Origin of the sequence: Nocardia jinanensis (assembly GCF_014645735.1) — a bacterium.
Classification (GTDB): domain Bacteria; phylum Actinomycetota; class Actinomycetes; order Mycobacteriales; family Mycobacteriaceae; genus Nocardia; species Nocardia jinanensis.
In genome coordinates this window covers 1-13,360 of the sequence record NZ_BMMH01000009.1, presented here as the reverse complement: position 1 = coordinate 13,360, position 13,360 = coordinate 1, and the positions used below count along the sequence as shown (strand labels likewise).

13 protein-coding genes are annotated in these 13,360 nt (G+C 67.4%); 6 read left to right on the top strand and 7 right to left on the bottom strand.

Features of this window, described 5'->3' with window-relative positions:
• Positions 1-36: 36 nt before the first annotated feature.
• The 4 genes from IEY68_RS20935 to IEY68_RS20920 form a co-directional block, all read right to left on the bottom strand.
• Positions 37-1,326 carry a SidA/IucD/PvdA family monooxygenase gene (locus tag IEY68_RS20935; protein WP_058857033.1) on the bottom strand — a complete coding sequence of 430 codons (1,290 nt, stop codon included), beginning with the start codon at positions 1,324-1,326 and terminating at the stop codon, positions 37-39.
• 295 nt (positions 1,327-1,621) lie between these two features.
• Entirely contained in the window at positions 1,622-2,674 is a 1,053-nt protein-coding gene (locus IEY68_RS20930; protein WP_058857034.1) for an AMP-binding protein, read from the bottom strand.
• A 265-nt stretch (positions 2,675-2,939) separates the two neighbouring features.
• Positions 2,940-4,676, bottom strand: coding sequence for an ABC transporter ATP-binding protein (locus IEY68_RS20925; RefSeq protein WP_058857035.1), 1,737 nt, complete (start codon positions 4,674-4,676; stop codon positions 2,940-2,942).
• A complete protein-coding gene (locus tag IEY68_RS20920; protein WP_058857036.1) occupies positions 4,673-6,526 on the bottom strand; it encodes an ABC transporter ATP-binding protein in 1,854 nt (617 codons plus the stop codon). The genes IEY68_RS20925 and IEY68_RS20920 overlap by 4 nt, the downstream gene beginning before the upstream one ends.
• Positions 6,527-6,687: 161 nt before the next feature.
• On the opposite strand from IEY68_RS20920, the gene IEY68_RS20915 reads away from it, so the two are divergent.
• From IEY68_RS20915 to IEY68_RS20905, 3 genes are all read left to right on the top strand, one after another.
• Positions 6,688-7,395, top strand: a complete 708-nt coding sequence (locus IEY68_RS20915; protein ID WP_058857037.1) for a siderophore-interacting protein — start codon at positions 6,688-6,690, stop codon at positions 7,393-7,395.
• A 63-nt stretch (positions 7,396-7,458) separates the two neighbouring features.
• Positions 7,459-8,412 carry a pseudouridine synthase gene (locus tag IEY68_RS20910; protein ID WP_058857038.1) on the top strand — a complete coding sequence of 318 codons (954 nt, stop codon included), beginning with the start codon at positions 7,459-7,461 and terminating at the stop codon, positions 8,410-8,412.
• 55 nt (positions 8,413-8,467) lie between these two features.
• Positions 8,468-9,211: a CPBP family intramembrane glutamic endopeptidase gene (locus tag IEY68_RS20905; RefSeq protein ID WP_058857039.1), complete on the top strand. Its 744-nt coding sequence runs from the start codon at positions 8,468-8,470 to the stop codon at positions 9,209-9,211.
• 18 nt (positions 9,212-9,229) lie between these two features.
• Here the strand turns inward: IEY68_RS20905 and IEY68_RS20900 are convergent, their stop codons facing one another.
• From IEY68_RS20900 to IEY68_RS20890, 3 genes are all read right to left on the bottom strand, one after another.
• Positions 9,230-9,820, bottom strand: a complete 591-nt coding sequence (locus IEY68_RS20900; RefSeq protein ID WP_229718892.1) for a hypothetical protein — start codon at positions 9,818-9,820, stop codon at positions 9,230-9,232.
• Positions 9,821-9,963: 143 nt separating this feature from the next.
• On the bottom strand, positions 9,964-10,458 hold the full coding sequence (locus tag IEY68_RS20895; protein ID WP_058857040.1) for an NUDIX domain-containing protein: 495 nt from the start codon (positions 10,456-10,458) through the stop codon (positions 9,964-9,966).
• On the bottom strand, positions 10,455-11,576 hold the full coding sequence (locus IEY68_RS20890) for an oxidoreductase (RefSeq protein WP_058857041.1): 1,122 nt from the start codon (positions 11,574-11,576) through the stop codon (positions 10,455-10,457). Before IEY68_RS20890 ends, IEY68_RS20895 begins: the two co-directional genes overlap by 4 nt.
• A gap of 116 nt (positions 11,577-11,692) precedes the next feature.
• Here IEY68_RS20890 and IEY68_RS20885 point away from each other — a divergent pair, with 116 nt between their 5' ends.
• From IEY68_RS20885 to IEY68_RS20875, 3 genes are all read left to right on the top strand, one after another.
• Entirely contained in the window at positions 11,693-12,034 is a 342-nt protein-coding gene (locus tag IEY68_RS20885) for a winged helix-turn-helix transcriptional regulator (protein WP_229718891.1), read from the top strand.
• Positions 12,035-12,101: 67 nt separating this feature from the next.
• A complete protein-coding gene (locus IEY68_RS20880) occupies positions 12,102-12,419 on the top strand; it encodes a type II toxin-antitoxin system Phd/YefM family antitoxin (RefSeq protein ID WP_058857043.1) in 318 nt (105 codons plus the stop codon).
• Positions 12,416-12,835 (top strand): type II toxin-antitoxin system VapC family toxin, encoded by a 420-nt coding sequence (locus IEY68_RS20875; protein ID WP_058857044.1) that lies wholly within the window; start codon positions 12,416-12,418, stop codon positions 12,833-12,835. The genes IEY68_RS20880 and IEY68_RS20875 overlap by 4 nt, the downstream gene beginning before the upstream one ends.
• The last annotated feature ends 525 nt before the right edge of the window (positions 12,836-13,360 follow it).

Below are 13,360 nucleotides of genomic sequence, written 5' to 3'. Positions count from 1 at the left end.
AGCCTAGCCTAGTTTCAGATACCCGTCGGATGGGTATCAGGCCGGACTCCCGGCCCGCGCGGCCGATACGCCCGCGGCCACCGTCTCCGCCGGCGAATGCGCCAGGATCCGGTCCGAGAGTTCGCCCAGACAGCTCAGATTCGGGAACCCGGGCCCCTGTGCCAGCCCGGCGAGGTTCGGCAGATACAACTTCGCGGGCAGCCCGTCCACCGCCAGATCGTGGTCGATCGCCGCCTCGATCCGGGCCTGAGTGAGCGGGCCGCCGACGGCCAGTTCGAACAGATCAGCGGCCTCTTCGTCGAAAAGGTCCAGGAACCACAGCGGTTGCCCGCCCGTCGCGTCCACGACCAGATCGAAGGCGTGCATCTGGTCGGGCCGCGATTCGTTGCGCAGGGTCAGCGCGACACCGTCGCCCTGATCGGCCACCCGCACCACGCGACCCTGTAGATGGTGTACCCGGTTGTCCGCGAGCAGGGTTTCCTGTACGCGCACCGAGAACACGCCGCGGTCGGTACGCCGCACCACATCCCGGCGTTCGGCGATACTCAGCGCCCGCCATTTCGCGGGATCGCTGAACAGCGAATTCTCGAAATAACTCTCGCCGCGGGTATAGATCGTGGCTCCGGGCGAGATCACCGATACGGTCAGCACATCGTGACGAACCAGTTCGTCCATGGCCGAACCCGCGGTCTCACCCCCGCCGATCACCGCGGCCCGCGAGGACACCGGCAATTGCCGCCGCCCGGCCAGATCCCAGAAGTCAGCGATACTGAGTACTTTCGGATGCTGGGCGAGCGCGCGGCGGCTGTCGCCGGGACCGGTGATCATCAGCCGGTCGGCCTCGGTCTCGACGGTGCCGCCCTCGGCGTCGGCCACCGTGACCCGCCAGCCCGCGCCTTCCGCGCGGATGGTCCGCACACTGCCACGCAGGATCTCGACTCCGGATCGGCGCGCGACCCACTGCAGGTACTTCGCCCACAGATTGTGTTCGGGGCTCGGCCGGCCCCGGTCCACCCATTCGGCGTAGGTACCGCGCTCGACCAGGAAAGCCGTCCACCCGAACGCCATCATGGCCTCGTTGACCGCGTGGTTGTGCCCGCGCGCCCAGGTCGAGTGGTAGGGAAAACCGATATCCTTCTCCGGACTCGTACCCAGGCGGTGCCTGCCGTCGGTCCATCCACCCGCGGCCAGCCAGTTCCCGCCCACCGCATTCGGTTCCACGACAGTGACCCGCGGCGCGGGCAGTCCCAGCTCCCGCAGCACATACGCTTTGGCCGCTACCGCCATCGCTTTCGGACCCGCACCGACGACCAGAAGTCTGTCCACTGGTTCTCCCAACTTTCCCGACAGCCTCGTCGGCGTCGCGCCTCATCTGGCGTGGTGGCGATCGCGCGATGGCGCGATCCGATCCACCCGACTTCGCATAGGCTTACCTTACATGAGGTCGGTGCGCGAAACGGCTGTCAAAGTCCAGGAATTCGAGAAACCACAGGTCCGGATACCCACAGGCGCAGGGCACGCGGCGATCGCCGGATAAGCCGACGGCTCCGCCACGGGCGAACCCGCGACGAAGCCGTATCCTTTATCCCCCGAGTTGCCATGCCGCCCGACCGGCCGCCCCTCACGATTCGATGATCAACCGGCCTTCCGGAGTCCACCATCCGCGGTGCGACGTCCGGAACAGCCGGGCGCCGGGCTCATAAGGATCGTTCACGAAGCATTCCCGGTCACACCCGCCGGCCAGTTCCGCCGCGAGAGCACGCCCGCCCACATGGACATCGCCCACCACTCCGGGTGGAACAAGCCGGCCCTCGTCGAGCAGCAGAACCTTCGCCCCCGGCACCGGCCTGGTCCAGCCGGTCGGCGCGAGCGGACCGCGGGCGACAGCCCCGAGATACGCGGTCGAATGGAACGCGACAGTCGCCACCGCGTCCGGCGACAGGCAGCGCACGGCCTCGCCGAGCGCCGAGCCGCCATAGGTTCCGACGAGGTCCCAGCGGGCCACTGTCGGTAGCTGGTCGACCCCCTCCGCCATCAGCAGTACCGGCAGTTCGGCGTCCGCGACGACCTGGGTCACCCCGTAGGTTTCGATCAGTCCGGCCAGCAGCGCCGGATCCCGGCGCTGGAGCTCGGTCGGCACCACCACAGACGCTCCGGCCGACCACGCCGCAAGCAGGTCCACGGCGTTCTGCGGATCGCCCCACGGCAGCGCGAGCAGCCGCACATCCGCGGGCCGGGCCGCCGGATCGTACCGGCGCAGGCGGCGGTCGGCGGCGACACAGCGGCGATCGGCGACGGCGACCGCGAGGGCGTCGGCACCCAGCAGCAGGCCGTCGCGGCCGAAGCGACCGACGCCGACCCGTGCGGCGGTGATGAACTCGGCCAGCAGGGCGGCGACGCCGGTCGCGGTGGGGACGGCGGACGAACGGTGCACGCCCCGGAAGCGGTCGAGACCGTCGAAGAGATCGCCGTAGGTGAGCTGCTCATCGGCGCAGCGCGCGGCCGATCGGGTCGCGGGGACCATATGGCCGTGCCGGATCACGGTGACCAGGGCGGACACATCATAGGGTTCGACCCCCGTGGCCCACTCCCCCAGGATCCGCTCGCGCTCGACCGTGGTCAGGCCGGGCACGACCAGCGGTTCGACACTCCTGATATCGTCGACGACGGTCATCAGTCACCTCCTGATACGGGCAGCGGAGGCGGCGGGGACCCCGAACGGATCGACCACCGGACCTCCTGCACTGCTCGGTACGGCCACCGCCGAACCACTATCACGCCTGAGCTTAGGCTCACCTTACATTGCGAGAGTGCGATTCTCCAGACCGCGCACCGCATGATTCGAAAGACTTGCTTAGGCTAAGCTAACACACCCGTCCGAGCGGGTCGCCGGGGACACGCCCACCTCACCCGCTCCCACCTCACGATTCCGGAATGGACTATCCGACAGTCTGTTCCAATCGCCAGCCGCCGGCCCGGGACCGCTCGTTCCAGAAGTCCGCGTAACGCCCGCCGAGCTTCAGCAGTTCGGCATGGGTCCCGCGTTCCACGATCCGGCCACCGTCGAGGAACAGGATCTGATCGGCATGCGCGATGGTGGCCGGCCGGTGCGCCACCACCATCACCGTCTTTCCCCGGGTGAGCTCGTGGATCCCGCGTACCACCGACGCTTCGCTGTGCGGATCCAGCGCGCTGGTCGCCTCGTCCAGCAGCACGATCGGCGCGTCCTTGAGCAGCGCCCGGGCGATCGAAACCCGTTGCCGTTCACCACCGGACAGCAGCGATCCGCCCTCACCCACCACGGAGTCGTACCCCTCGGGCAACCGCTGCGCGATCTCGTCCACCCGCGCCGCCTCGGCCGCCCGGCGCACTTCCTCGTCGGTGGCGTCGAGCCGCCCGATCCGGATGTTCTCGGCCACCGACCGGTTGAACAGATAGACGTTCTGGAATACCGGCGACACCTGGTTCAGCAGAGTTTCCGACGGCTGATCGCGCACATCGTGCCCGGCCACGGTCACCCGGCCGGAGTCCACATCGTGGAAACGCGCCGCCAGCCGCAGCAGGGTGGTCTTTCCGGCACCGCTCGGACCGACCACCGCCGTGGTGGTTCCCGGCGCCACACTGAAGGTGAGTCCGGACAGCACCTGCTCGCCGGTCCGGTAGGAGAAGCCGACCTCGTCGAACTCCACACCCGGCACCCCGGGCGTGACCGGTTCGGTCGCCTCCGGCAGCGTCGGCTCGTTCAGCAGTTCGGTCAGCCGATCGACCGCGGCCGCGGCGCCGCGCAGTCCGTTGCCCAGCTGCGCCGCCAGGTTGAGCGGTTCGATGAACCGCGCGCTGACCGCGATGAGCGCGATCGCCGCGGGCACCGAGATGGAACCACCGGTCACCCGGTTCACCACGATGTAGGCGAGGACCAGGAATACCGCCTGGACACAGAGCGAGAAGACCATGAGTCCGGGAACCGATGCGAACAGCACCCGGGTCGAGGCCGACTTCTGCTCGGCCAGTGCGGAATCGAGGGCCCGGTTACCCGCGCCGACCGCGCCCAGCGAGCGCAGCACCGGCTGGGCCTGCGCGAATTCCACCACCCGGGCATCCGCCTCGGCCGCGGCGGTATGCGCACGCGCGTCAGCGGCCGCATACGACCGCGCGGCGAGATTGTTCACCGAGAGCAGGACCGGGGCGGACAGCAGCATGGCCAGTGAGATCCGCCAGTCCACGAACAGCATCCCCACCGCGACCCCCAGCGGCACCACAACACTGTTGAGCACCTTGGCCATCAGATAGGCCAGCGCCTGCTGGATCTCGCGTACGTTCTCGACCGTCAACCGCGACAGTGTTCCGGCGCTGTGGGTTTCGAACCAGCCCAGCGGGAGCGCGTTGAGATGGTCGCCGATCCGGGTCTGCAGACCGCGCTGCATACCCACCGCGATCCGCAGACCGAAAATCGTCTGCAGATAACCGGATACGGCCACCGCGCCCACCGCGAGCAGCATCAGCAGTGCCCAGAACCACGCGCGCGGCAGATCGTCACCGAACAGCGCCTCCAACACCGGTACCAGCAGCAGATACGCCAATGCCTGGCACAGCGCCTGAGCGAGAATCGCGGCGAACAGTTTCGGAGTGAGCGGGGAGAACTCGGCGGGAACCAGCGCGAGCAACTTCTCGATCATCGGATATCCCCGCTGTCCGCCGTCGCGACCGCGCCCACAGCGGCCTCGTTGATCTCCCACAACCGCTGATACGTGCCCCCCGCGGTCTTCAACTGCTCGTGGGTGCCCTGTTCCACCAGGACACCGTTGTCCAGCACCAGGATCCGATCGACCCCGGTGATGGTGTGCAACCGGTGCGCGATCACCAGTACGGTGCGCCCGGCCACCAACCGGGCCAGCGCGTCCTGTACCGCGGCCTCCGATTCCGGATCGGCGAATGCCGTCGCTTCGTCCAGGACGAGTAGCGGGGTATCGGCCAGCAGCGCTCGCGCGATCGAAAGCCGCTGCGCCTCACCACCGGACAGGATCGCGTCCACGCCGATCTCGGAGTCGTAGCCGCGGGGCAGCGCGGTGATGCGGTCGTGGATCTGCGCCGCGCGGGTGGCGGTCCGCAGGGTCGCGTCGTCGGAATCGGGCCGGGCCAGCAGCAGGTTGTCCCGGATGGACCCGCGGATCAGCCGTACATCCTGGAATACGAATCCGACCGTCCGATACAGCTCGTCACTACCGAAATCGCGGATATCGCGACCGCCGATGGTGATCCGCCCGGCGCCGACGTCGTAGAAGCGGGGCAGCAATTCGGCCAGCGTGGATTTACCCGAACCGCTGGGTCCCACGAGCGCGGTGAGCGTGCCGGGCCGCAACTCCAGGTCGATATCGCGCAACACCTGGTGATCGTCGCGATATCCGAAGGACACACCCTCGAACCGGACGAGACCGGGTTCACCACCGACTTCCTCTCCCGCCGGCTCCGGCGCACCCGATCGCAGTTCGGGGGTCTGCTGCAGGTCGTACAACCGCACCGCGGCCGCACCGGCCGCGCGCAAGGCCTCCCCGCCGTAACCCAGACCGAGCAGCGAACTGCCCAGACCGAGCCCGACCAGTAGGAAGGGCAGCAGATCGAGCGGCTGCGCCCAGTCCAGTCCGACGGCACCCAGTCCGGCGGCCACGATCACGAGCATTACGAAGACCGGGGCCACCGTGATATCGGCGATCGCCTGCAACCGGATCATCGGAGTCTTCCAGCGGGTGAACGCCGTGGTCTGCCCGTCCACCGCGGCCTGGAACTCGTGATGGGCCCTACCGGCCTGGCCGAAGGCGCGCACTACCTGGATACCGTCCACGAACTCGATGGTCGCCGCCTGTACCCGGCGCTCCCAGCGGTTGTACACCGCGAGCCTGTCCCGGCTGGTCCGATCCATCATCCGGCTCAGTGAGATCCCGTAGGCCAGGAGCGGGATCAGCAGTACCAGCGTGAGCCGCCAATCCACGGTGCACAGATAGGCCAGGGTCACCACCGGAACCACGACGCCGCCGACGAAGTCCAGCCGGGCATGGGCCACCAGGTAGTGCAGCGCCTCGACATCGTCCTGCAGGTACTTCTTCACATCCCCCGAGGTGCGTTCGCCGAACCAGCCCAGCGGGACCCGGGTGAGTTTATCGGCCAGCGAGCGCCGCACGGCCAGCTGGAAACCACCGTCCACATGATGCGACCAGGTCAGCGCGACCGCCTGGAGCACGCCGCGCACGATCAGCACGATCACCGCCGACCACAGCAGCACCCAGACGCGATCGCTATCGGCCCGGTCGGACAGCAGTTCCCGGCAGGCCTCCACGATCAGCACGAACGGGACGACATTGGCGACCGAGGCCACCGCGACGATAAGACTCGCCGCCGTGAGCGCACCGTTCACCGGCGCCAGGATCTCCTTGCGCGCTTGCGCTTCCCGCTGCTTCTGCGCCTTCTGCTGTGCGCGCGGGGGCCGATTCCCCGTTTCCACCGCCGTCAGCGGCGCGGCCTGCACCGTCATGTCCTCGCCTTTCGGCCGTTGTGCTGAATCGCGACTCATCCTCACACAGGGCGAGGGAAAAAGATAGGTAAGGCTAACTTGACGAATTATCGGTCAGGGCCTGCTCCGAACCCCTCCGCGAAGCTCTGATCCCGGAACAAACTTAGGTTAAGCTAACCTTTATGGGAAGAGGCAGTAATGGCGTAATCATGAAGGTGTGGCGGGCCGACGACTACCGGCTGACGATCACCTCCACGGAACGGCTCACCGACAAGTACATCCGCATCGGTTTCACCGCCGGCGGTCTGCTCGCCGACCATCCGGTGCACCCCACCCAGTTCATCCGGCTGTGGATCCCCGACGCCGACACCGACAAACTGCACCACCGCGGTTACACCCTGATCGACCAGGACCCCGACAACGACCACTTCCACATCGAATTCGCCGTGCACAACGGACCGGCCAGCCGATGGGCCGAACACGCCCAGGTCGGCGATGTGATCGAAACCTCGGTACTCGGCTCCAAGTTCGAACTGCCCGCCACCGCCCCCGGCGAATACGTGATCTTCGGCGATTCCGCCTCGCTGCCCGCGATCAACACACTGCTCGAAGCGATCGGCGACGTCCCGGCCCGGATCTGGCTGGAATGGCAGTACGAATCCGATACCGGACTGCCCGTCCGCAACAAACCGCACCACGAGGTGACCTGGATCCAGCGCATCGACGACGGCCGCGGAATGCGCGAACAGGCCGAAGAACTCACCGTCGCGCCGGATGCCTTCGCCTGGGTCGCCTGCGACACCGCCAGCACCCGCGCCATCGTGAAGAGCCTGCGGACCACCCACGCGCTGCCGAAAACGCAGATCAAGGCCCAGGGCTACTGGAAGTAGCCGTCGTCACCCGGCGCGGACGGGCCGGGCGACGTCCGCGCCGCGCGGACTAAGCTCCGACCGGTGAGAAGAAGGCAGCAGCCTCCGCTGCCGAAGCGGTTCGGGCTGGACCCGGCCCGGTTGCGGCTGCCCGAGGAGGGCGAATGGGCGACAGTACGCGACCATCTGGTCCATCGGCTGCCCCGCGTCGACCCCGCCCGGATCGACGAGATGCTGCGCGCGGGTGAGATCGTCGACCTCGAGGGGCCGCTCGCGCCCGACGCCCCCTACGTTCCCGGCGGGGCCGTCTGGTTCCATCGCGACCTGCCCGACGAGAAACCGGTGCCCTTCGACCTGCCGATCGTCTACCGCGACGACACCATCCTGGTCGTCGACAAACCACATTTCCTGGCCACCATTCCGCGAGGTAGTCATATCCTGCAGACCGCCCTGGTCCGGTTGCGCCGCGAACTCGACCTGCCCGATCTGATCCCCGCGCACCGCCTCGACCGCGCCACCGCCGGTCTGGTCCTGTTCGTCGTGGACCCGGCCCGCCGCGGCTCGTACCAGACGCTGTTCCAGCGGCAGCTGGTGCGCAAAGAATACGAGGCGGTCGCCCGATACCGGAGCGGGCTGATCTTCCCGCTCTCGCTGGAGAGCCGCATCATCAAGGAGAAACACATCCTGGCCGCCCAAGAGGTGCCCGGCACACCCAACGCCCGCACCCGGATAGAACTGCTCGAACAGCGCGGCGATATCGCCCGCTACCGGCTGCATCCCGCGACCGGCCGCACCCACCAGTTGCGCCTGCACATGAACTCGCTGGGCATCCCCATTCTCGGCGACGATTTCTTTCCCGTGATCACCGATAAGTCCGTCGACGATTTCACCCGCCCACTGCAACTGCGCGCCGCCACCCTCGCCTTCACCGACCCGGTGACCGGCGAGAACAGGCGCTTCGACAGTATCCGTAGCCTCCATGCCTGGACCGACCCGCAGGGCTGGGCGGGGGCGGTAGACGCGGCTCCCACTTCCTGAGTACCGGTTCCGTGCCGACGCCGGGCACCCTCTGCCCATCCGTACACTGGGCCGAATGCTCCACCCGGTTACCGAGGAAACAGCAGCTCCGCGACCCAGAGTCCACGCCTATGCCGATGTGGCGGTCGTTGTGGTCGTCCTCACCTGCACCAATCTGATCGCCCATTTCACCACCGTGTGGGCGAACCTCGTGAGCGTGCCGATCGCCGCCCTGGCGCTGCTGGGACTCATGCGCCGGCGCGGCCTGCACTGGTCGGAGCTGGGCCTGTCGCCCCGCCATTGGCGGGCCGGGACCAAGTACGCACTCGCCGCGGTCGGGGTGGTGCTGGCGGCGGTGATCATCGGTGCAGCGCTCCCGCTGACCCGCCCGTTCTTCCTGGCCGACCGCTACGCCACCATCTCCGGCGCGCTCATCGCCTCGATGATCGTGATCCCGTTGCAGACCGTGATCCCCGAGGAACTCGCGTTCCGCGGGGTTCTGCACGGCACCCTGGACCGGGCGTGGGGTGCCCGGGGCGTGTTCGCCGCCGGGTCACTGCTGTTCGGACTCTGGCATATCGCCTCGTCCCTGGGACTCACCGCCGGGAACCGGGGCCTGTCCGAGCTGATCGGCGGCGGCGCGCTCGGGCAGATCGCCGGTGTGCTGATCGCCGTGGTCGCGACCGCGGCCGCCGCCGTGGTGTTCACCTGGCTGCGTCACCGCAGCGGCAGCCTGCTGGCACCCATCGCGCTGCACTGGGCGGTCAACGGGGCAGGCGCCCTCACCGCCGCGCTGCTCTGGCATACAACGCTGGCGTAAGGACGCCGGCCCGCAGGATCAGCAGTGCTCGCAGATCCCGGTGGCCGGCAACTGGATGAAACAGCTGGAACACACCACGGTGCGCGCCCCGGGATCCGATTTGGCGGCGGCCTGCCGGGTGGCGGCCGCGGCCTGCCGGGCACTCCCGCCGCGCGGGATCAGTGGCGGCGTCCCACCGTCGGCCGGAACATCCGCTCCGTAGGCCGCGTAGCAGGCCCACCGGGCGTAGGCGGCATGGGTCTCGATATCGGCCGGAATCGGCAAAGCGGCCAGTTCGAGCACATATCTGTAGCTGTCGCCGACCTTCAGATTGCGTTTGACGCACAGCGCCGTCAGCGGCGGCTCGCCCGCATTGTGGCAGCGTCGTGCCACCTTGCGCAGGATCGCGTCCATCCAGGTGCGGGTCGGAGCGTCGGTACGCACCCCGGACATCTCCTGCACCCGTTCGGCCAATTCCTGCACGGTCACGTAGTACCCGTACTCGGTGGCGGTCTCGCCCAGCACCTCGTAAGCGGCCATCGCCCAGGCCACCGCGGCATCGCGGAAGGTTACCGCTGTGCCGTCCTCGATCTGCCAGGCCCCCGAAATCGTTGTCGCAGCGTCCCTCATAGCTCGTACACCGTAGCCGCGTCACCCCCCGGTAGGTCAACCGCCCTCCCCTATATCACATTTCGTGTGCCCCGACACACCACGAAAGCCGGCCGGCGCAGTGGCCGGGGAAGCCCGGAAGAGAAAGGTGGAAGCGCCCCCGTTCACCGGTCGACCCCGGGCGGCCCGATCTCACCGTGCTCGAGGTAGAGACCGATCCCGCGTGCTCTGGCCTCCAACGCCCACCGCAACCGCCGGCCCAGCCGCGGCGCCACCCGGCTCTCCACCCGATCCGCCGGGACCCATTCCCACCGGTCGAGTTCCGCGGTCTGCAGTGTGATGGCGCGATCGTCCGGTTCTCCGCAATCGAATACATACAGGACCTTGTCCCCTTCGCCCGGGTTCGGCGCCCAGTCGTGCACCAGCAGCCGACCGGGCGCACAGTCGATCCCGAGCTCCTCGGCGACCTCACGGCGGCACGCCCGCACCGGGGATTCCCCCGGCTCCACATACCCACCCGGCAGGTCCCAGCCGATGCCGTAGGTCTTGTGTACGAGAAGGACCTGGTCGCCCATATCGCCCGCACGCGCGAACAGCGCACCCGCCGCCAGCCGGGCCCTCGCGAAACCACTCTCCGCATCGACCGCCACACCGTTCATCGGAACACAGGCCGATGCGCGTGCTCCCAGGAACGCTGCTGCGCCAGCGTCACCTCGGGTTGCAGCATCGCGCGGTCGAATTCGACAGGGTCGGCGCCATCGGCGATCATCCGCGGCCAATCCGGATTCGCCAGCGCACCCCGGCCCAGCGCGACCAGGTCGGCATGCCCGTCGTCGAGCACTGTGCGCGCGAGACCGGGCGCGTGCATACCGCCGTTCGCTATCACCGGCAGCCCGGTGATCGTGCGGGCCAGCCGCGTGATCGTTTCACCCGTGTCCAGGACGGCGGTGTCGTACCAATCCCGCCCCTCGCTCGCGAGATGCAGATAGTCGACTCCGGCGGCAGCGACCGCTCGGAAGATCGTCGCCGCTTCGGCCGCGCCCGACCATCGATGGTCGAAATCGTTGACTTTCGTCTGGGAGAGCCGCAACCCCACCAGGAACTCCGCTCCCACCGCTGCCCGCACCGACCGGACCACCTCCACCACGAACCGGATACGGCGCTCGACCGCACCGCCGTACTCGTCGCCACGCAGGTTCGTGTAATCGGTCAGGAACTGATCGATGAGATAGCCGTTCGCCCCGTGGATCTCGACTGCGTCGAACCCCACCGAACGGGCCCGCTCCGCCGCGGCTCCGAATCCGGCGATGATCGCCCGGATGTCCGCCCGCGTCGCCTCCTCCGGCAGCGCGAACGGTCCCGTACCGCCGTAAGCGGGCATTTGGACGCCTTTCGGCTGGACTGCGGAGGGCGCGAGCGTCCGATCCCGGAACGGGTTTTCCTGGACCAGCGCGCCACCGTGCATCAACTGCAGCGCGATCGAACCGCCCGCCACGTGCACCCGCGCCGTGACCTCCCGCCAGCCGTCGAGCTGAGGTGCCGTCACAATTCCCGGCTGGCCGGAATAGGACTGGCTGAATTCCGCGTCGATATAGGTCCCCTCGGTGGTGATCAGACCGAACCCGCCCGCGGCGAACCGCGCGTAGTACTCGGCCATGTCGGCCGTCGGCACGCCGTCTCCTTCGGTACTCACCCGGGACATGGGCGCCACGACCGCTCGGTTGCGCAGCCGGAGACCACCGATACGCGTAGCGGCCAGGACGGAATGAACGGTCACGGGAACTCCTCGCACTCATCGGAACTGCTTCGCAAACAGATTCCGCGCTACCGACCGAATGAACAAGTACGGTCTTTTCTGTGCGGTAGGGTCATTTTGTATACCGAGGAGGTCACGTGCGTGAGGACATGCCCGACTACTGCACGATCGAGGCCGCCATGGAGGTGGTGGGCGGCAAATGGAAGATGGCGATCATCAACCACCTCTTCGACGGCACGCTGCGCTTCGGTGAACTCTGCCGCGCGATGCCCTCCATCACCCAGCGCATGCTCACCCGCCAACTCCGCGAGCTGGAGGCCGACGGATTGATCCGGCGCACGGTCTACGCCGAAGTCCCGCCCAAGGTGGAATACGACCTCACCGAACTCGGCGCGACCCTGCGGCCGGTGGCCGGGTTACTCGAATCGTGGGGCGAGCGATATCGGGCCGGGATCATCCCGGCCGATTCGACATCGTGAGGTCACACCCATATTCGGGTGTAGCATTTCCGTAGCAATACTGTAGCGCGCGGGCTAGGATATCTGTATGACTTCGGCAGCCGAGTTCTCCGAGATTCCGCAGCGTGAACTGCGCAACGAGGTGAGCCGTGTCCTCCGGGAGGTGAGAGCCGGTCAGTCGTACACGATCACTGTCGACGGTTCGCCGGTCGCCGACCTGGTTCCACACCGCCACACCAGGCGCCGGGTCTGGGTACCCCGCGCGGAAGTCCTCTCGGCCTTCGGCGACCTGCCGTCCACGGACAACGCCCTCGCCGATCTCGATCGCTCCGTCGACGATTCACTCTATGACCCGTACGACCGTGCCCATCGGCGTGGCGCCTCTAGCGAGGACACGGACGAATGACCACGCCACCTCGCGGTCTCGTGGATACGAACATCCTGATACTGATCAATCGCCTGAACCCCGAAGAACTCCCCGACGACATCGCGGTCAGCACAGTCACCATGGCCGAACTCGCCGCGGGGCCACATTTCACCGATGATCCGGTCGAACGCGCCGAACGTATCGAACGGCTCCAGAACGCCGAAGCGCACTTCGACCCGCTCCCCTTCGATACCGCGGCCGCCCGCCGCTACGGCCATCTCGTGGCCGCCGTCCTGAGTTCCGGCCGGAATCCGAAACCGCGCCGAGTCGACCTGATGATCGCCGCCATCGCCTCGGCCCACCGCATACCGCTCTACACGGTGAATCCGAAAGATTTCCGGGCGCTCGACAGCTTGCTGACCGTGGTCCCGGTCACCCATCCCTATGGCAGATAACGACCCCATGGTCCACTGCATCAGTGGTGCCACAGCGGGTTTCAGTACCAATGGTCGACGTCCGGACCCATCGCACTCCGCTGTACAACAGCATCTATAGATTCGACGACCCGGGCCATGTCATCCATTACACAAGCAACGATGAGGTGCGCCAGGAATTCACGGTCATCTATCGAGCCGAGCCTATCGGGGCGCGCCGACTTCCAGCTCCGAGAGCACCGAGGTCGAATGGGTGCCTTTGGATCGTATCGGCGCGCTGCCGATGGACCCCAGCCAACGGAAACGGATCGACTGGGCGCTTACCCGGGATGAGCCCTATATCGATCCTGCGACCCGCTGAACACCCGATCTCAACAGTGGCTCAGCCTTCGAGATCGCCGTGTAGACGATGCTTGCCGGCTCGTATGACGAAGGCCCACTTCCCGAAACCGGGAAGTGGGCCCTACGTTTACGACCTTCTCAGCCGGAGAGCGACCTTACTTGGCCTTCTCCAGGACCTCGACCAGCCGCCACCGCTTGGTGGCC